Raw genomic sequence first — 19,520 nt, 5'->3', positions numbered from 1 at the left:
AAATGCATACTTATAAACTTATATATTATTATAATACGATACGCGTGCCTGTTTTTCCTGCTATACCATCTTTAGATTTCTCTAATAATGTAATAATAGAAACACGGCCTTTTTTGGATTCTGCAAATGCTATAGCGGCTTCTACCTTTGGTTTCATCGAGCCTTCTGCAAACTCACCAGCTGATACATATTCTTTAGCTTGTGTAACGGTTATTTCATCAAGCCATTTTTCATTTTCTTTACCAAAGTTAATGGCAACTTTTTCAACAGCTGTTAAAATAACGAGAACATCAGCATCAATTTCTTGGGCCAATAAACTACTAGTCCAGTCTTTATCGATAACAGCAGCTGCACCATGAAGTTCATTACCTTCTTTAGTTACTGGGATACCTCCCCCACCACAAGCAACAATTAATTGTTTACCTACTAAACCTTTAATTGCTTCTAGTTCAATGATTTCTTTTGGTGCTGGAGATGCCACCACACGACGATAACCACGACCCGCATCTTCTTTTACCACATAATCGTAATTCTTTTCTGCATATTCAGCTTCTTCCTGAGTCATAAAGTGACCAATTGGTTTTGTAGGATTTTGAAAAGCTGAGTCATTTTGATCAACAAGTACTTGTGTAACCATAGTCATTGTTGGCAAATCTTTAATACCACGATTTAAGAGCTCTTCGTGAAGAGCATTTTGTAAGTCATAACCAATATAGGCTTGACTCATTGCTACGCATACAGATAATGGAGTATTTGGTTGACCCTCTACTTCACGAGTCAACGCAGCCATCGCATTGTTGATCATACCAATTTGAGGTCCATTACCATGTGTTACCACTACATCACAATCAGCTTCTACTAAATCAATGATTGTTTTAGCTGTACTTTTTACTGCAATTTTCTGTTCTGGTAAGGAATTGCCTAATGCATTTCCCCCTAATGCTACTACAACTCTCTTTTTCATGTTATGCCTCATAACAAACTATTAAGAATAAAAGGAGCCATCAATACGGATGGCCCCTAAACTTTACTTTACGGTTGAACTCGTTCGGTTCCCTTCCGTTCTAATTCTTTTAAGGTTTCTACAGGATTTTTAAATTTGCTAAGGAAAATCATAGCTGCAATAACATATGGTTTGTAGCTTGCTTCCTTGTAAAGAGGTATACGATAGCGGTCGAACACTGTTGCGTCCACTTCACCTTCATCACAACTTACACCTGTAATATCTGCCGGTAAGCAATGTAAGTAAAGAGCTTTACCGTCCTTTGTGATACTCATCATCTCTTCCGTACATGCCCAATCTTTATGTTTACCATTTTCTTCAAGAAGAACTTTTTCTAATGCTTTAATACCTTCATGATCGTTTTCACCATACAATTTAGTACGTTTTTCCATTGCACCGAATGGAGCCCAACTCTTAGGATATACGATGTCTGCATCTTTGAAAGCGTCCTTCATGTCGTTAGTTCTACGGAATGAACCACCACTAGCTTCAGCTTGTTTCTTAGCGATTTCTTCAACTTCCGGCATTACTTCATACCCTTCTGGATGAGCTAAAACGACCTCCATACCTAGACGAGTGAATAAGCCGATAGCACCTTGAGGTACGGATAAAGGTTTACCATAGGATGGAGAGTACGCCCACGTCATAGCAATCTTTTTACCTTTAAGGTTTTCTACACCACCGAATTCTTTGATGATATGAGCTGTATCAGCCATGATTTGTGTAGGATGATCGATATCACATTGTAGGTTTACAAGCGTTGGGCGTTGCTCTAGTACACCATCCTCATGACCTTCTTTAACTGCATCGGAAACTTGATGCATATAAGCATTACCTTTACCGATATACATATCATCACGAATACCGATAACATCTGCCATAAAGGAAATCATATTAGCTGTTTCACGAACTGTTTCACCGTGAGCGATTTGAGATTTGCCTTCGTCTAAATCTTGAACTTCAAGACCTAGCAAATTACAAGCGGAAGCAAAGGAGAAGCGTGTTCTTGTAGAGTTATCACGGAATAAAGAAATACCAAGACCGCTGTCAAATACTTTAGTAGAAATATTGCGTTCTCTAAGAGCACGTAATGCATCAGCTACTGCCCAAACACCTTGCAATTCATCATCAGATTTCTCCCAAGTTAAGAAAAAATCTTCGCCGTACATTTTACTAACGTCTAGTTTTTGTAAAGTTTCAATACTTTTATTGAAGTCTGTCATCTGTAAGTCCTCTCTTTCAATTCCCTAAAGGGCTACTTAGGATCTAACTTAATATGGTATCTCATCAAATGGGGAGGTACCATATTAAATTTGTAGTTATCAACTATGTTATAATTATTCCCGTATTAAATAGATCTAATTCACAGAACATGATATTAGTCTTTGCAGTATACAGATGGTAATAATGCATATACAGCAGCACATGTTACAAGATCTTGTTTCCATGTAACTTCGTTAGGAGCATGTGCTTGTGCTTCTGCACCAGGACCGAAGCCAATACAAGGAATGCCATTACGACCCATGATAGATACACCATTTGTGGAGAATGTCCATTTATCAGTTAATGGGCGAGCTTTACGCATTTCAACTGTATCTTCTGCACCAATACGTTCATTGCCATATAAGCTAGTGTATGCTTCTTCCAAAGCTTCTGTTACTTTATGATCTTTAGGAATTACCCATGTTGGGAAGTAGCATTCGATTGGATAGGTTAAACCAGTCCAAGATGGACGAGCATATTCGTACATGGATACTTTCGCACCATATTCTTTAACATGTGGCAACGCTTCGATTTCTGCCAAACAACTTTGCCAAGTTTCACCAGCAGTCATACGACGATCCAAGGAAATAGCACAGGAGTCAGCTACTGCACAACGGCTTGGAGAAGTATAGAAAATTTGGGAAGTAGTTACTGTACCGCGACCTAAGAAGCGAGCTTCTTCGTAATGGTCAGGGTTGAATTTAGGGTCAAGCATTTTAACAAGACCTTTAATTGCTGTGCTTTCATCGGCAGAATTAGCATTCAAATCACGAATGTCTTGAAGAATATCTGCCATTTTATAGATAGCGTTGTCACCGCGTTCCGGCGCAGAACCATGGCAAGATACGCCTTGTACGTCTACGCGGATTTCCATACGACCACGTTGACCGCGGTAGATACCGCCATCAGTTGGCTCAGTGGATACTACGAATTCAGGACGTATATTGCGTTCTTTAATCATGTATTCCCAGCAAAGACCATCGCAATCTTCCTCTTGAACTGTACCTACAACAAGTACTCGATATTTGTCGTTAAGAAGGCCTAAATCTTTCATGATCTTAGCGCCGTATACAGCGGATACAATACCACCCAATTGGTCAGATACGCCACGGCCACCAATTTTAGTTTCGTCTTCGAAACCATCATATGGATCAAAATCCCAATTGTCACGATTGCCAATACCAACTGTATCAATATGTCCATCAAAGGCAATGAGAGTTTTCCCTGTGCCCATATATCCGAGAATATTCCCCATAGGATCTACTTCAACTTCATCAAATCCTAGATCTTTCATTTCTTGTTCTATACGTTTTACATGATCTTTTTCTTCAGCACTTTCTCCTGGAAATGCTACGATCTCACGTAAAAACTTTGTCATCGCTGGGCCATAAGTTGCCGCTGCTTGTTTAATTGCTTGTAAATCCATAATTAATGCCTCCTAACGATCTTCACCATACCACATAATATTTTTATATCTTTCAGGATCCGTATCACCTTCAGTGGAGAAACAGAGTACCTTTGAAGACGCATCTAATTCTAATTCTTTCCGTAAGTCTTCATATTCCGGCATCGTCATAATTGCCATTACAAGACCTAATGGAACTGCACCAGACTCACCAGTAGTAATTGGAGTATCGCCTTTAATTGGTGCACCACCAACGCGCATGCCTAAACGTGCCACCCAGTCAGGCGCAGAAACGAATACATCTGCATGATTTCTTAAAATATCCCAAGAAACCGTGTTCGGTTCACCACAAGCTAAACCTGCCATAATTGTTTCTAAATCACCTTCTACGATACGAGGTTTACCATCATCAGCTACAGCGCCTTTGTATAAACAAGCTGCTGCTGCCGCTTCTACAACAACTAATTTAGGTTTTTTAGCCACATTGCTGTATAGATTAGTGAAGTAACCCACTACAGAACCGGCAAGGGATCCTACACCAGCTTGTACAAATACATGTGTAGGAACTTTACAATTATCAGCTTCTAATTGATTTGCTGTTTCCATAGCCATTGTGCCATAGCCTTGCATAATCCAGTTTGGAATTTCTTCATAACCCTCCCATGCAGTATCTTGAACTACAACACCGTTAGGAACTTCTTTAGACTTTTTAGTTGCTAAGCGTACACACTCATCGTAGTTGAAGTCTTCGATTGTTACGGTAGCGCCTTCGTTTTCGATTTGTTTTCTACGATATTCTGTAGAGCCCTTTGGCATAAATACTACAGATTTTTGACCTAATTTATTGGCTGCCCATGCTACACCACGACCGTGGTTACCATCAGTTGCAGTAAAGAATGTAGCTTGACCAAACTCTTCTTTTAATTTTGCAGATGTTAATACATCATATGGTACATCCTCAACAGCTTTACCAGTTTGTTGCGCCACATATTTTGCCATCGCATAGGAACCGCCTAATACCTTAAATGCATTAAGGCCAAATCGGTAAGATTCATCTTTTACAAAGAGTGCATCAACACCGATATGAGATGCTAAATTCTTAAGCGATACAAGTGGGGTAATGCTATATTGTGGAAAACTTTCATGAAACGCTTTAGCTTTCTTAACCTCTCTAACATCCATAACGGACAAAAACTTGTCGCTAGATGGTGCCATCGTATTACGTTTCCACTGAATTCGTTCCATATTTGCCTCCTAGGATTCTTCCTTTACAGTATTTAAATCACTATAAAGAGTAAACTTAGAAATATTAAAATACTCTGCTATCTTCTCAGAAGACTTCGAGATAAGAAAAGCCCCTTTTTCGTTTAAATAGGTAATAGCTTTTAAGCGTTCCACCTTATTCATCAATGGTCCTGGTTTACCAACTATACGTTCTACATCTAGTAATAAATCATCTAATAGTTCCGATACACTCGTCGTAATTTTTTCAACAGATCCTGCATCTTCCTGACCTGTATTGACCAGACTATCCAAAAGCCGATGCATCAAAACAAACTCTGTTATATCTTGGTTAATCCCCAACAAGTATGCTATACGACCTGTATCATCACGAATATACATGGTAGAAGATTTTAATATTCGGCCATCTTTAGTTTTTGTGAGATAACCAAATCTACCCTCGCTACCATCGTCATGACTCAGCACATCTAAAACCACATGCGATGGACCATCACCAACATGTCGATTAGTTATAGTTCCATTCTCAATATATACAAGAGACGAATTGATATCCCCTTGTAAATCATGAATCAATACTTCACAGGATGGGCCAAATTGCGCCGCTAATCCATGGGCTATGACTTTTATTCGCTCTAATGTACTCATTGAAATAACCCCTCTTCCAATGTCATTGGTTAACCTTTCCAGTTTAAATAACGCCAGCCCAGTTAATAGTTAATATAAAATTAACCCTAACTATTTTTGTATCAACCTAAATTTTTGTTAGGTTCTTTAACTAAATTATAGGGCTATGTGTACAAAAATGCAATATAATTATGCATTAAAGTTATTTATAATTATACGCTTATATACACAAATAGAGATAAAGATAAATAAATATTATGATTTTCATCACATTTACTTAACGATATTAAAATTTTTAATGACCTTTGCTTTATCATATCAATCATAAGTACATGAAAAAAAGGCTGTAATAACGAATTATCGTCATTACAGCCTTTTTATTATTAACTATTAGTATTTATTTAGTAGTTGAAATCAAATTAAGCATTTGCTAATGTTTTACCTAATTCTTGGCATTGTGCATTACCATCATCATCAGGTTCGCCCAAGATTGCTACGCCATCAGCCACTAATTCGCCACCAGCATCTTTAATTCGAGTGCCCCAATCTTCCAACCAAGTGCCACCCCAACCATAGGAGCCAAAGATCGCTATTTTTTTACCACTCAACTTGCCTTCTAGTTCAGTGTAGAATGGTTCAAATTCGCCTTCTTCTAATTGTTCTGCACCCATATCAGCACAGCCAAGAGCTAATTTTTCATAAGCTGCTGCTTCATCAACAGATACTTCAGAAACGGATTTTACTTCAACTTCTTGACCTGCAGCTTTAATACCTTCAGCTACTTCATAAGCCATGCGTTCTGTATTGCCTGTACCGGACCAAAAAATTACACCAATCATCTTGTACCTCCTAGGCCGTTCTTGCGACCAATGAACTAAATGTTTTTCCCAACATCAATTGAGTTTGACAAAATTCACGACATGCTTTGTAACACAAGAAAGAGCGTTGCGCATTTACCACATCATGGTAAACCTTCCACTCTCCGCACATTCGGTATCCTCCACCACGATAAGAAATAAAACATTTCACATCCTTTAATGGGTAACCTAAAAAAATGCCGATTTCATGTGGAAACTCAATGCTTACTTCCATACGATATCTAAGATGTTCAAGCATCTCCATAATGCTCATTCGATCATGATAACCGTAGGCTTTCAAAAATAACATCACCGCAGGTTGGCGTACATAGTCTCTTAATTGCTTCTCACGGAATACCAATAATAGTCTTCGCGCTTTACAACGACATAATTCAAAGAAGAACAATCCTTTTTCATTGAACGCTTTATTATATTCTGTCAATACAAATTGGATTTGTTCATTCATGTCCCGTGGAATAGAAACCAAGTTCGATAGCTTAATACCTCGAATTGCCGGTGCACAATGATATCCAATGATATGGTCAATTGAATTCATCATAATAGTACCTGCCTGTTGCACATCGTTAGAATTACCTCTAATGAGAATAATTCCTATAGGCTCATAGTACTCTTGATGAGAAAAATTGTCAAGAATAATTGATATATATTTTCAATAATTATTTATTATTTGGTATGTAATAAACCTTTAACTTTAGGGAATACAACACTATCATTAGCTTCATCAACAGCGATTAAATGAGCATTTGGTCCTGTATATTTATCTTTAGAAATACTAATATGTAATATCTCATTATAAGAATTATTATTAGCTACACTTTTATATTTCAATGTGCCTTCATAGGCATTGCCTTGTTTTACTAATGGGTTTATTACCGTGAAAGTACCAAGTACAGGACTATCGCCATTGTTAATAGCCGCAGCTAATACTCCAAGAGATGAAGAATCTGTATTCAAATGTTTTGTTTCACTCATGCGACCAAATAATTGTTTACCTAACACAACATTCGCATAAACAGCATATTGCATTTCATTCGCGTTTTTAATGTTTAATGTATATACGTCTGCAGAAGACGCGCCCGACTCAAGAAGTACAGACTTAATATCTTTTTTACCCTCCCCAGCAAACAACGCTTTAGGATTATTTTGATACATAGTAACACCTTCAGGCAATTTAACACCTTGATATGTTACAGTTTGACTTCTATTTAAAATGGACTTGATATTTGCTGCAGAACCAGTAGCTGGCACAGATGCCAACACAGCCGCTGCCGTAGCAAGTAATACTAATTTCTTCATGTTTTTCCTCATCAAAGCTTTAATATAATAAGCTAGCAATACAACATCTAGAGATTAAAGCCAAACAATGGCTTAGGCTATTCTAAATATCTATTGTCATTAAAGTATTTATAGTAATAACCCAGTGTTAAAGAACCGCCCACCAAGGAGCGGTTCTTTAACATTATAGTAATATAAAATAAGCGTTATATTATTTCTTTTGTGCCTTAGCCCAACTATCGCGTAAACCAACAATACGGTTCATCACAATATGGTCTGAAGTACTGTCTTTATCAGTTACAAAGTAACCTTGACGCAAGAATTGGAAATGATCACCTGGTACAGTATTAGCAAGACATGCTTCCCCTTTACTATGGAATACTTGTAAGGAGTCATGGTTGAAATCGCCCAAGAAGTCTTTACCATCCGAATCTTCTTTAAGTAAATAATCATATAAGCGAGATTCAATATCTACTGCAGTAGATGCTTCAACCCAGTGCAATGTCCCTTTTACCTTACGAGTGCAACCGCTACCACTCTTAGTTTCTGGATCATATGTACAGTGTATTTCTGTAATATTGCCATTTTCATCTTTAATAACATCAGTACATGTAATGAAGTATGCACCTTTTAAGCGTACTTCTTTACCTGGTGCCAAGCGGAAAAATTTCTTAACTGGTTCTTCCATAAAGTCATTGCGTTCAATGTAGATTTCACGACCGAATACAACTTCACGGTTACCCAACTCTTCATTTTCTGGATTGTTTTCAACTGTGCAAAGTTCAGTTTGACCTTCTGGATAGTTCGTAATAACAACTTTCACAGGATCAATAACTACCATAGGGCGTGTAGCTTTGAGTTTCAAATCTTCACGGATACAGAACTCAAGCAAAGCAATATCAACAACGCTATCCGCCTTCGCTACACCAATGCGATCACAGAAATCACGAATAGATTCCGGTGTATAACCACGGCGGCGCAAACCTGAAATTGTCGGCATACGGGGATCATCCCAACCAGCTACAAGGCCTGCCTCAACAAGAGCACGCAATTTACGTTTGGACATAACCATTTTAGTTACATTCAAGCGAGCAAACTCAATTTGTTGAGGAATTTCAGTATCATCCCATTCCTCTAACACCCAATCATATAATGGCCGGTGAACTTCAAATTCCAATGTACAAATAGAATGCGTAATGCGTTCAATAGCATCTTCAATAGGATGGGCAAAATCATACATAGGGTAAATTTTCCACTCATTACCCGTATTATGATGCTCTGTATTTACAATACGATAAATAACAGGATCACGCATTACGATATTAGGATGCGCCATATCGATTTTTGCACGCAATACCTTTTCCCCATCTTTATACTTGCCAGCCTTCATTTCTTCGAAGAGTGCCAAGTTTTCTTCTACACTACGCTCACGGTATGGACTATTGACACCAGGAGTAGAGAAATCGCCGCGATTTTGTTTAATTTCATCTGCACTTTGATCATCTACATAAGCCTTGCCAAGGGTGATTAATTTCTTAGCATACTCATACATTTGGTCAAAATAATCAGATGCATAGCGTGGTTGTTCATTCCAATCAAATCCAAGCCATTTAACGTCTTCCATGATGGAGTTTACATATTCGACATCTTCTTTTACAGGATTTGTATCATCAAAGCGAAGATTTGTTAAGCCATTGTATTGTTTACCAATACCAAAGTTGAGGCAAATAGATTTAGCATGTCCAATATGCAAGTAACCATTTGGTTCTGGTGGAAAGCGAGTCAATACACGGCCACCGTATTTGCCAGTTTCGTTATCTTTGTTGATAATAGCTTCAATAAAGTTAACAGATACAACTTCTTCAGGAGCTACATCTTTTTCAATGTCTTTATGTTCCAACGTTCTTACCTCCATAGGAAAAATATTCTTTTATTTTACCATATTTTGTATAAAACCGCATATCTTTTAATGTCTTCCACTTTTAGTCGAAATCAGTTAAATCAACGCCAGCCTTTTTAAGCTCTTCTAGCGCAGACTCTACATCCATTTGAGGTTTCTTATAATTTACTTCTTCATTTACACATGTTTTTAAAGGTTTCTTATGAACGCCGGCAATAATATTATCCGCTGTCAAAATAGACATGTCATAACGAGTTCTATCTGTGTAAGAGCCAATATGTGGTACAATAAGGCAGTTTTCTACATCTAACAATGGATGATCCGCTGGTAATGGTTCTGGATCCGTTACATCGAGGGCAGCATAATCGATTTCACCCGTTTTAAGAGCATTGATAAGTGCATCAGTATCTACGATAGGTCCACGACCAACATTAACAAATAAAGCTGTATTCTTCATCTTCTTGAAAAACGCTTCATCACACATATGATATGTTTCATCTGTCAATGGAGCCATAACGCATACTACATCACTAATGGCTAATAAATCATCTAACTCCATATAAGTAGTCTTATGAATCTTATCATCCAAACGTTGATTACGATTATGATACACAACAGTCATACCAAACGCACGGGCACGACGAGAAATGGATACGCCGATAGCTCCCATGCCAATGATACCAAGAGTGCGACGACTTAAATCAAAACCTTTAATGTTAGAAGGTCTTTGAGCCCAACGACCGTCTTTTACAAAGTTAGCATTTTCTATAATACGACGACTAGCCGTAGCAATCAACGTAAATGCAAGTTCTGCTACCGTTTCATTGAGAACACCTGGCGTATTGCCATAAGGAATACCTGCCGCTGTTAGTTCATCAATATTTACATTATCATAACCTACGGCCGCTTGTGCTATAACCTTTAAATTTGGCGCATTCTTTACAAGATCACCATCTACATCTAAAGGTCGTACACACCACAAACCATCCGCATCAATGAGCCATTCCTTCAGTACCTCACGAGGCATCACTGTTTTTTCAGTCCATTGGCGCACATCTACATGCTCTTTTAAATATGCAATCGCATCTTTGCGAACCAGTCCATTTACTACTACTAGAGGTTTCTTTTCCATGTATATCCCTCCCTAAAAAATTCTATATATTATAATTATATTTTATACTAGAAAGCTAACGTAATACAACAAAAAGGAGTAAGGTCAAAACCTCACTCCTTTTATGTATAATTTAAATTTGAACTAGTTCAAATCTGCAGTACAGTTAGGGCATTTAACTGCATTGATATTGATTTCAGATTTACAGAATTGACATTCTTTCGTTGCAGGTGCTTCTGCAACTTCCTCTTCTTTCGCAGATTTCATCATTTTAGCCAAACCACGAACCATCAAGAATACAACAAATGCCAAAATCAAGAATTGAATCAAATCAGTAATAAATGTACCATATGGCAATACAGATCCAGCTGCACGAGCTGTAGCAATATCAGCACCAGCCATGAATGCATCTTTAGAACCTGTGCTCAATGGCAAGTACAAATTACTAAAATCAATACCACCTGTGAATACACTGAGAACAGGCATGAATAGGTTGTTTACAACAGAATTAACCAATGCTGTGAAAGCAGCACCAATAATCATACCAATAGCTAGGTCCATCATATTGCCTTTGAAAGCAAATGCTTTAAAGTCATTTAAAAAGTCTTTCATTTTCATACTCCTAGATACGTTTAATTGAGAATGCATTAATAACAGTACTAATCATAAAATAAAGATAAAAAGATGTCAAGAAATTTCGATGTAGTTTTTAAAATTTAGTTAATATATTTTTTCATAATTCTATCTATTATTGTAATAAATCGCTTATTATGCGTATTTTTTACACCATATTTCCTATGCCTACACTCTAAAACGCTATGTTACCTTCGAAAAAATAGAGTCTAACCAAACTTTGGTCAGACTCTATTAATTAGAAGTAGTAATGTATTACTCCATTAACCTAAACCTAGCGAAAGAAGTTTAGCACGCTCTATTACTGCAATAAATGCAGGTGGTATCATAGAAGTATCTAAAAATTGACTAATACGTCGCCCTACAATTACCCCTTTATTGGCATAGAACCAAGAGAAGTAATAGATATGTAAATCATCCAACTTACGATCCGAAATATTCGGTAAACAACGTTGTACAATTTGGCTTTTAGTAATACCTAATTTAGCATAACCACGCCGCGCCATATCCTTTGTTACCATTGGACGAGCGTCATCAATAATGTCCTTGATGATGGCATCCATTATGGAACGCTTGTGCATCGCAAGTAGATACGATACAAAATCCATTTCAAAACAAATTTCCTCCGTATAGAATATATTGCTATGTGCTTTTGCATATTTTCCCTCTACATCGCGATCATAGAGAGCTACTGTAGGAATAGAGAATCTATTAAACAATTTTTGCAATTTACTGATAGAGGATTCGCCCCGAGCGTTGATAAGACAGATGCCAAAATAATCAAAGTCCACGCCTAATTTTTTACCAAAGCCTGTAAAGCTACCATACTCCGTCTCCCCTTCTACGATGATAATACACCGAGCGTATAGAGCCTCTTTTGCCTCAGGAAAATGCATAATCAAGTGTTTCTCTACCTCTTTAGGGAAATTGAAAGTAACTCCACACGCTGCACAGACCATATTATTTTCATCCCGATAAAGCCGAATAATATGACGATAATCGTCAACTAGTGCATCCGTACTGTGAGTAACCACAAAGAGCTGTCCTAATAATCCATCTATTTTAAAAATATCTCGCAGCAATGCTAAAAACTCTTCATTTTCATTAGTTGCAATTTGACGGTAATAATTGAGCACAGCCCGTTGCAAATACGGACTTAAATGTAGCTCAGGCTCATCTACACTTATAAAGATTGGTAAAAACTTGTGTCCCTTTGCATCATACACAAGTAAAGATTCTAAATTTGTAGTTGCACTACTCACTTTCATATAAATTTGAGCCAAAATCTTGAGAGCCACAGCCATAATCAATCGTACATTATCAGCAGAATACTTACGTTCCATAGCGGAGGATGTAGACAATACCTCTACAAGATGTTGAATATTGAGCATACAGTAAGGATCTAAATCCTTACGTAAACTAACAATTTCACGCTGAAAATCATCAGTAGGCATTTCTAATCGAGACACATAAGCTTGTAATAGCTGTCCTAATTCTACATATATAGAGGACGGTATAGAAAACAGTTCCTGCTCTGAGGTGTCGCGATGACACACATATAAGGCATGACGAATCATAGATAACGCCATAGGTTCAATCCCTGCATCAGTGACTCTGTATAATCGTGGATATACCTCTTGTACAACTTGTTCAAGTCGTAAACGGTAGGTGGGGCCTTCATCAGCAGTATACATGCTTTTATAATTTAACTCACCCAAAGATATTTCAAAATCAATGCGGATAGGCTTGTTTACATCCGTGAAATCACTTTCAATGAACCCATGGCACTCCATGATAATTTCTAAGAGATCTAAAAAATTAGACTTACCTACCGCATTTTCACCGACAAAGTAATTAATATCATTGTGAAAGCTTAGCGTTACATCGGCTAGGTTCCTATAGTTTTCAATATGCATCCATTTTATATACATAGCTCCTCCGTCTGTAGCTACTTTCAAAATGAAAAAGCTCTAGTATATTTCATTACAATAAATCACTAACTAATACCCCTGTATTTTATCTTTTATGTAAAAAGGTGCCAATCACGAATGTAATCAGCACCCCCACTGTCATATACAGTCTGATACTGTATATATTCGACATTTATTTAATTTTATCCTCTATAACCTTGCCCTCTCTTAATGGACCACTCTGTTCTTTAAGACGCGCCAACATGACAGAGGATATAAACATAGCAATACCAGCTCCTACTGTTGCTATGGATAAGCTTTCACCAAAGATCAAGAACCCATAGAAGGAACTAATAAATACGCCAACGTATTGCAAGAATTGAGCCACTACAGCATTGGTCGTAACAAAGGCGCCAGTCAAGAAAAACTGAGCCACTACACTAATACCACCGATAGCGAAGATAATGAGCCAATCTGTACCTTGAGGCATAACGAGCTTATCAGTAGTGACGAGGCCCGCAATCATGCCAGTAATCATGAAATAGGCCATGATTTCAAAATTACTATGTTGTCCGCGTTTACTAATAGTTCGTATCGTCGTATAGGCCGCCGCAGCTAAAGCAGCACCTAAAATTGCTACCAATGCATACCAAGAAAATGATTCATAACTAAAAGGATTCACCATTACTAAGACAGCAATCAAAATGACTCCAAGCCATTTGCCAGCCCCTTTAGGTATCGATTCCTTCAGAAACAGAGCACTAAAGATAAAAACAAATATTCCTGTCGTCTGAAATAGAATTGTTGCATCAGATAATTTTATGTGTACCAATGCTATGAAATTACATACCATACCAAAACCGCCGTATAAGCCACGCATGACGAGGAGCCCCCGATTCTCTTTTGAAAAACGGATGCCCTTCACATACATGATAATGAGCACCGCAACAGTCCCAAAGAACCCACGGGCAAAAGCGATCTCCCCAGGTGGAATATTTGTCCCTAACAGTTTTACAAATACATTCATCGTACTAAATAAAAGTGCGGATAACAATGCATATATAAGGCCCTTTTTAGCCATAGCCCCTCCTATAATTATATTTCTCTATATAATTATAAACCCATATTTCTATAAATAATGAATACATCAATACATACTAACAAAATTCCATATCATATATGATGAATGTTAATTTAATGAGAAAATGAATTTAATTGGTTAATCAATAAAAAATGATTACTCAATAAAAAACATATAGATATGCCGCCCTTCTAAGGAAAGGCGGCATTGTATTATTTAGAGAACGTATCTACAAAATCTAAGATTTCTTGTTTCATATTCTCTTTGTCGATTGCTTTTGTAAAGCGCAATGGTTTGGATTGTAAGGCTTCCAATTGTTTAGGGAAGGCAACACCTGTTACAGCAGAGATATTATCTAAGCTTTCATAAGGAGTCTCGCCCACCTTGATATCCAATGCCTCACAGATTGGTGTAGGAAATTTAAATGGATGTGCTGTAGATGCAATCACTGTATGACGAGCGCCATCTTCAGGATGCTTCTCCAACTCCTTCATATACGCCCCCATAGCAACTGCCGTGTGAGGATCCATTACATAACCGTAAGAATTGTATACTTGTTCAATGATTGCTTTCGTTTCTTCATCATCTACATAGGCACCAGCAAAATCAGTCTTAACACGTTTGAACTCTTCTTCATTAACAGTTAATTTGCCTGTTGTTTTAAGATCTTTCATCCATCCTACTGTACGTTCGCTATCTTCACCAGAAATATAATATAAGAATCGTTCAAAGTTAGAGGATTCAAGAATATCCATAGATGGAGAAATCGTCGTATAGAATGGGCGGTTCATATCGTAGGTACCGTTTTCAAAGAAGTCAGTAAGTACGTTATTTTGATTAGATGCACAAATCAATTTGCCGATAGGAATCCCCATTTTTTTAGCATAGTAAGCAGCCAAGATATTACCGAAGTTACCTGTTGGAACTACAACGTTGAAAGCTTCGTCTTCATGGATTGCACCTTGTGCAACCAGTTCAGCATAGGCATTTACATAGTAAACTACTTGTGGAGCTAAACGACCAATATTGATAGAGTTCGCACTGGAGAACATAACTCCTTTTTCAGCAACCTCTTCAGCAGTCGCTTTATCAACAAAGAGGCGTTTCAAGAATTGTTGAGCATCGTCAAAATTGCCATGAATAGCCGTAACATTAACATTCTCCCCTTCTTGTTTTTGCATTTGTTCCGCTTGCATAGGACTAACGCCATCAGTCGGGTAGAATACTTGAATATGAGTTCCCGGTACATCCTTGAAGCCCTCAAGAGCTGCTTTACCAGTATCACCAGAAGTAGCCGTTAAGATAAGAACCTCTTTTTTCTCACCCTCAGCCTCCTTAGCAGCTACTAAAAGGTATGGAAATAAGGATAATGCCATATCTTTGAAAGCTTGTGTGCGGCCATGGAATAGTTCTAATACGGAAACCTTTTCCAATAAAGAGTGTAATGGTGCAATATCGCGGGTGCTGAAATTAGCATCGCAGTAAGCAGAATTAATCATTTCATTTAAATGAGCTTCGGAAAAGCATGGAAACAACTTTGCTAAAACAACGGCTGCTACTTCTTGGTAGTTTTTATCTTTCACATCATTGTAAGTTAAGCAGTTTGTAGGAAATAAAGATGGTACATATAGGCCACCATCCTCTGCTAAGCCGTGCAACAATGCATATGTTTCATTTACCGCAACGGTACCTCGGGTGCTAGTATAATTCATGGAATACCTCATTCATAACTACAATGGATTTTTACGAGTTTAATAGATTTATTATAGCATAAAAGCGCCCACTTGGGGCGCTTTCTATAGAATTATATAATAAATTTTTAATCTAGTAAATAAAACCAAATATTACTAACTAATTAAGTGAATATACAGCTTTCCAATATTAATCAGAATTCGGTTATAGTTCACCTTCCGCAATAGCATCCAATGTATCAAGAGATGGGATGAAGAATAACATGCCAGTAATAGGTTTGGAGTAATCAAGCAATTTATCGTTTTGCGTAAACATATTGGTAAGCATTGTTTTAGTTACATCCCAGTAACGAGCATAACCGATGAAATATGTACCACGTACGCCATGTCCTGGTTGGGCAAATGGAACATTCATACGAACGATTTTGTGTTCTTCATCATCACGATTATCTTGAGCCACTACATTGTGAGCTGCCGGATCTTTTTCATCATCCTCCAATTCGATATCACTAAATTTGCGACGACCAATGAATTTTTCTTGCATTTCTGTAGGAAGTGCACGCCATGCATCAAGATCATGTTCATATTTCTGTGCAAATGCATAAGAGCCATTAGTAAATTCAGGATCTTCATCTCCAATAACGCCCCACTCTACAGCCTCTTGGCCAACAGGGTTTTCCGTACCATCAACGAAATCAATAATCGCACGACCTTGTTCGTAGTGGAAGCCATGGGTTTCATCTACAACAGATGTAATAGGGCGTAAGAACTCCATAATTTGATCTACTACAGTATACGTAACAGATTCATCATTAGAGCGGACATGCAAAAATAAGTCAGCTGCTACAGCGGGTACATCTTGTTTATCACCTTTTATGCCTTCGAAGTCTTCTAACTCTTTTGGTACCGGTGCATTAGGGAACAAATAATCCCATGCCTTACGGCTAAAGCCAAAGGCAATGCCCAAACCTTCCCCATTAGCGCGAATACTAACAGAACGTTTAATGGCTTGAATACGATCTGCCATATCTTGAATCACTTCAAGCTCTGCCTCATGATCTTTACGGTTTAATAACAAAGTGGTGAAGTTGACACTTTGGCCAGCATCTTTATACACATCTTGTGTTCTAGAAACATCTACTGCCATTTGGTACCTCCTAGTGAGAAAACTATTATAAAACCATCATAAGCTATTATAGTTTTACTGTCTATAAAATATATTATATTGTATCAATACTATATTCAATTAATATCAAAGTTTATAAACTTAATTAAATCAATGACTACTCGTTTGAGAAAAATAGGATTAAACCACAACGTATTTTAACCATGTAAATAACTATATAAAGGCTAAAAAGATATGTAAAAAGCTAAAAGAAAAATATTTACACAAAAAAAGAACTCACACAAAATGTGAGTTCTTTACTCTGGTGGACCACCAGGGGTTCGAACCCTGGACACCCTGATTAAGAGTCAGGTGCTCTGCCAGCTGAGCTAGTGGTCCATGACATGAATAATTATATGCTTATTTTATAGGAATGTAAAGAAAATTTATTACACTCCTATAAAATATCAACATTCATATTATTAATATTGTAATACCCAATCCTTCATAATATTACAGGCCTCAGTAGGGAGTAGATCACTAGTCCCTACGCAGTTTTCACCACTATATAGTTGAAGCACACTATGAGTGCGACTTACTTCTTTTACAATAACATTCGTCAAATTAGACTTAGGAACGCTAAACTGTAACCCATAACGACCAAAATAAGTAAATACGGTTTCTTGTGTATTGTATTCTATATGGACTTGAAGCATCTTGCCTCCAGGCCAGCAGGATTCAACATTCTCCTTTGATCTAGGCTTTAAAAAATCAAAAAATCCCATACTACCCTCCGATTCGCCACATTGGACGCTCAGGTTGATCCATACCTATACCATCATGTCGTTCTTGTTTTCGTTGCAAAGCACGTTCAATATGATTAGCTAAGTCCTTTATAGATACACCTTTGCGTACGAGTGATACGAGATCAGCCTCATCATCTCGCAACAAGCACAATCGCATTTGACCGTCAGATGTAAGACGTACACGATTGCAAGTGTCACAATAGCTATGAGACATAGAGAATATAAAGCCTACAGCCTTACCACTAGGTAGTGCCAAATATGTAGCAGGACCAAAGCCATAAACAGAATGAACCTCTGTGAGAGATCCGCCACTAACGCGTTCTAATTGTTCCTTCCATTCATCAAAGGTAGGTCCATGAAAGGCATCACCTTGGAACGGCATGTATTCAATAAACCGCCAAACAACAGGCCATTTTTCAACATATTGTAATAAAGATTTAACTTCATCATCGGACCAATAACGAGATAAAACCGTATTAATCTTAACGGATTTAAAGTTAGCATTAATAGCGCTACGTATACCGTCGAGAACAGACTCCAACTGCCCCTCTTTACCAACACAGGTGGCAAAAGCTTCAGTTTCAAGAGAGTCCAAACTAATATTCACACGATTCAAGCCAAGTTTTTTTAACCGTTGCGCTCGTGAGGCTAATAAACTACCATTGGTAGTCATAGAAATATCTTCAAACCAACCTGTTTCTTTAATGCGACCTAGTAACTCTTCGATATGTGGATAGAGCAAAGGCTCACCGCCTGTGAGGCGTACTGCCTTCACACCAATATGATGGAAGGCCCCTAATATATTCATCCATTCATCAACAGATAATAGTTGTGTTTGACTTTGAGGAGTAATTTCTGCAGGTCGGCAGTAGGGACAACAAAAATTACACGCATCTGTCAACGACAGACGTACATATTCAATTGTACGACCCCATGCGTCTTTCATAACACACCTCATTTACTAATACAAAATTACTTAATAATAGATACTTCATCACCTACATGAATCGTACCAGTTTTAAGAACCTTACCAAAGATACCTTGTGTAGGCATAATGCAGGAACCAACTTGTTTCATAATTTCACAACCTTGATGACATTCTTTGCCAATTTGAGTAATTTCAAGAATCACATCATCACCTACTTGTAAGTGAGTCCCTACAGCTAATTCATAAAGAACCATGCCTTCTACTGTAATGTTTTCAGCGAAATCACCAGGTTTGACATCTGCACCTTGTGCCCTCATGTGATCAATACTCGCAATACCAAGCAAGCTGATTTGGCGATGCCAATTTCCTGCATGAGCATCTCCCTCCATCCCATGATCAACAATGAGATTGGCGGATTCAATATTATGTTTTTTTTGCCCTTTTCTCTCACTTATGGAGATAGCAATAATTTTTCCGTCTGCCACGTAGTCCTTCCCTTCTTATGGGAACATTCCATATACATAACTTTTATAAACACTTAATTGTAAATACAAATTAATATTTCTATTTTATGAAAGCATCACAAAATAGTTCTACAATTATCTATATATTATAGCATAATATTCTAATGTTTTTCCTGTGATTTTATTCACTAAAAAAACTCT

General features: G+C 37.6%; 18 protein-coding genes and 1 tRNA gene. All 19 read right to left on the bottom strand.

The window, feature by feature from the left end:
* Positions 1 to 28: 28 nt before the first annotated feature.
* The 19 genes from arcC to ACMKPP_RS05070 all read right to left on the bottom strand — a co-directional run bounded on the left by arcC (position 29) and on the right by ACMKPP_RS05070 (position 19,340).
* A complete protein-coding gene (arcC, locus tag ACMKPP_RS05160; protein ID WP_308521435.1) occupies positions 29 to 964 on the bottom strand; it encodes a carbamate kinase in 936 nt (311 codons plus the stop codon).
* Between the two features lie 68 nt (positions 965 to 1,032).
* Complete coding sequence (ygeW, locus tag ACMKPP_RS05155; RefSeq protein WP_418369376.1) at positions 1,033 to 2,226, bottom strand: knotted carbamoyltransferase YgeW; 1,194 nt, start codon at positions 2,224 to 2,226, stop codon at positions 1,033 to 1,035.
* Between the two features lie 155 nt (positions 2,227 to 2,381).
* Positions 2,382 to 3,692 carry a YgeY family selenium metabolism-linked hydrolase gene (locus tag ACMKPP_RS05150; RefSeq protein WP_418369375.1) on the bottom strand — a complete coding sequence of 437 codons (1,311 nt, stop codon included), beginning with the start codon at positions 3,690 to 3,692 and terminating at the stop codon, positions 2,382 to 2,384.
* 12 nt (positions 3,693 to 3,704) lie between these two features.
* Positions 3,705 to 4,916: a diaminopropionate ammonia-lyase gene (gene dpaL / locus ACMKPP_RS05145; protein WP_195213099.1), complete on the bottom strand. Its 1,212-nt coding sequence runs from the start codon at positions 4,914 to 4,916 to the stop codon at positions 3,705 to 3,707.
* Positions 4,917 to 4,925: 9 nt separating this feature from the next.
* Positions 4,926 to 5,558 carry a helix-turn-helix transcriptional regulator gene (locus ACMKPP_RS05140; protein WP_227037105.1) on the bottom strand — a complete coding sequence of 211 codons (633 nt, stop codon included), beginning with the start codon at positions 5,556 to 5,558 and terminating at the stop codon, positions 4,926 to 4,928.
* A 398-nt stretch (positions 5,559 to 5,956) separates the two neighbouring features.
* Positions 5,957 to 6,376 carry a flavodoxin gene (locus tag ACMKPP_RS05135; protein ID WP_004696544.1) on the bottom strand — a complete coding sequence of 140 codons (420 nt, stop codon included), beginning with the start codon at positions 6,374 to 6,376 and terminating at the stop codon, positions 5,957 to 5,959.
* A 10-nt stretch (positions 6,377 to 6,386) separates the two neighbouring features.
* Positions 6,387 to 6,974, bottom strand: coding sequence for a DUF3793 family protein (locus ACMKPP_RS05130; protein ID WP_308521437.1), 588 nt, complete (start codon positions 6,972 to 6,974; stop codon positions 6,387 to 6,389).
* A gap of 104 nt (positions 6,975 to 7,078) precedes the next feature.
* On the bottom strand, positions 7,079 to 7,711 hold the full coding sequence (locus ACMKPP_RS05125; protein WP_418369374.1) for a hypothetical protein: 633 nt from the start codon (positions 7,709 to 7,711) through the stop codon (positions 7,079 to 7,081).
* A 190-nt stretch (positions 7,712 to 7,901) separates the two neighbouring features.
* Entirely contained in the window at positions 7,902 to 9,590 is a 1,689-nt protein-coding gene (locus tag ACMKPP_RS05120; protein ID WP_105086679.1) for a glutamine--tRNA ligase/YqeY domain fusion protein, read from the bottom strand.
* A gap of 82 nt (positions 9,591 to 9,672) precedes the next feature.
* Positions 9,673 to 10,722, bottom strand: coding sequence for a 2-hydroxyacid dehydrogenase (locus ACMKPP_RS05115; protein ID WP_077708594.1), 1,050 nt, complete (start codon positions 10,720 to 10,722; stop codon positions 9,673 to 9,675).
* A gap of 123 nt (positions 10,723 to 10,845) precedes the next feature.
* The gene (gene mscL, locus ACMKPP_RS05110) at positions 10,846 to 11,313 is read right to left on the bottom strand and encodes a large conductance mechanosensitive channel protein MscL (protein WP_012864626.1); all 468 of its coding nucleotides are present in this window, start codon (positions 11,311 to 11,313) and stop codon (positions 10,846 to 10,848) included.
* Between the two features lie 284 nt (positions 11,314 to 11,597).
* Complete coding sequence (locus ACMKPP_RS05105; RefSeq protein WP_123137795.1) at positions 11,598 to 13,265, bottom strand: ATP-dependent nuclease; 1,668 nt, start codon at positions 13,263 to 13,265, stop codon at positions 11,598 to 11,600.
* Positions 13,266 to 13,437: 172 nt separating this feature from the next.
* Positions 13,438 to 14,325, bottom strand: a complete 888-nt coding sequence (locus ACMKPP_RS05100) for a DMT family transporter (protein ID WP_195394633.1) — start codon at positions 14,323 to 14,325, stop codon at positions 13,438 to 13,440.
* Positions 14,326 to 14,537: 212 nt separating this feature from the next.
* Positions 14,538 to 16,037, bottom strand: a complete 1,500-nt coding sequence (gene thrC / locus ACMKPP_RS05095) for a threonine synthase (protein WP_012864628.1) — start codon at positions 16,035 to 16,037, stop codon at positions 14,538 to 14,540.
* Positions 16,038 to 16,221: 184 nt separating this feature from the next.
* Positions 16,222 to 17,163 (bottom strand): Dyp-type peroxidase, encoded by a 942-nt coding sequence (locus tag ACMKPP_RS05090; protein WP_316105205.1) that lies wholly within the window; start codon positions 17,161 to 17,163, stop codon positions 16,222 to 16,224.
* A gap of 281 nt (positions 17,164 to 17,444) precedes the next feature.
* Positions 17,445 to 17,520, bottom strand: a tRNA-Lys gene (locus ACMKPP_RS05085).
* A gap of 83 nt (positions 17,521 to 17,603) precedes the next feature.
* Positions 17,604 to 17,906, bottom strand: a complete 303-nt coding sequence (locus ACMKPP_RS05080; protein ID WP_008714343.1) for a hypothetical protein — start codon at positions 17,904 to 17,906, stop codon at positions 17,604 to 17,606.
* Between the two features lies 1 nt (position 17,907).
* A complete protein-coding gene (gene moaA / locus ACMKPP_RS05075; protein WP_038125498.1) occupies positions 17,908 to 18,873 on the bottom strand; it encodes a GTP 3',8-cyclase MoaA in 966 nt (321 codons plus the stop codon).
* Between the two features lie 26 nt (positions 18,874 to 18,899).
* Positions 18,900 to 19,340 (bottom strand): MOSC domain-containing protein, encoded by a 441-nt coding sequence (locus ACMKPP_RS05070; protein WP_004696570.1) that lies wholly within the window; start codon positions 19,338 to 19,340, stop codon positions 18,900 to 18,902.
* Between the last annotated feature and the right edge of the window lie 180 nt (positions 19,341 to 19,520).

The sequence above is a fragment of the Veillonella parvula genome (genome assembly GCF_048309325.1).
In the GTDB taxonomy this organism is placed as follows: domain Bacteria; phylum Bacillota; class Negativicutes; order Veillonellales; family Veillonellaceae; genus Veillonella; species Veillonella parvula_T.
Note: the sequence above shows the minus strand (reverse complement) of the source record. Positions and strands in the feature narration are given on the sequence as shown.

What these genes read in the sequence shown, in the direction of transcription:
- ygeW (WP_418369376.1), bottom strand. Translation starts at nt 2,226, where the DNA reads ATGACAGACTTCAATAAAAGTATTGAAACTTTACAAAAACTAGACGTT.
- ACMKPP_RS05125 (WP_418369374.1), bottom strand. Translation starts at nt 7,711, where the DNA reads ATGAAGAAATTAGTATTACTTGCTACGGCAGCGGCTGTGTTGGCATCT.
- mscL (WP_012864626.1), bottom strand. Translation starts at nt 11,313, where the DNA reads ATGAAAGACTTTTTAAATGACTTTAAAGCATTTGCTTTCAAAGGCAAT.
- dpaL (WP_195213099.1), bottom strand. Translation starts at nt 4,916, where the DNA reads ATGGAACGAATTCAGTGGAAACGTAATACGATGGCACCATCTAGCGAC.
- thrC (WP_012864628.1), bottom strand. Translation starts at nt 16,037, where the DNA reads ATGAATTATACTAGCACCCGAGGTACCGTTGCGGTAAATGAAACATAT.
- ACMKPP_RS05080 (WP_008714343.1), bottom strand. Translation starts at nt 17,906, where the DNA reads ATGGGATTTTTTGATTTTTTAAAGCCTAGATCAAAGGAGAATGTTGAA.
- ACMKPP_RS05135 (WP_004696544.1), bottom strand. Translation starts at nt 6,376, where the DNA reads ATGATTGGTGTAATTTTTTGGTCCGGTACAGGCAATACAGAACGCATG.
- ACMKPP_RS05150 (WP_418369375.1), bottom strand. Translation starts at nt 3,692, where the DNA reads ATGGATTTACAAGCAATTAAACAAGCAGCGGCAACTTATGGCCCAGCG.
- moaA (WP_038125498.1), bottom strand. Translation starts at nt 18,873, where the DNA reads ATGAAAGACGCATGGGGTCGTACAATTGAATATGTACGTCTGTCGTTG.
- ACMKPP_RS05140 (WP_227037105.1), bottom strand. Translation starts at nt 5,558, where the DNA reads ATGAGTACATTAGAGCGAATAAAAGTCATAGCCCATGGATTAGCGGCG.
- arcC (WP_308521435.1), bottom strand. Translation starts at nt 964, where the DNA reads ATGAAAAAGAGAGTTGTAGTAGCATTAGGGGGAAATGCATTAGGCAAT.
- ACMKPP_RS05100 (WP_195394633.1), bottom strand. Translation starts at nt 14,325, where the DNA reads ATGGCTAAAAAGGGCCTTATATATGCATTGTTATCCGCACTTTTATTT.
- ACMKPP_RS05115 (WP_077708594.1), bottom strand. Translation starts at nt 10,722, where the DNA reads ATGGAAAAGAAACCTCTAGTAGTAGTAAATGGACTGGTTCGCAAAGAT.
- ACMKPP_RS05090 (WP_316105205.1), bottom strand. Translation starts at nt 17,163, where the DNA reads ATGGCAGTAGATGTTTCTAGAACACAAGATGTGTATAAAGATGCTGGC.
- ACMKPP_RS05105 (WP_123137795.1), bottom strand. Translation starts at nt 13,265, where the DNA reads ATGTATATAAAATGGATGCATATTGAAAACTATAGGAACCTAGCCGAT.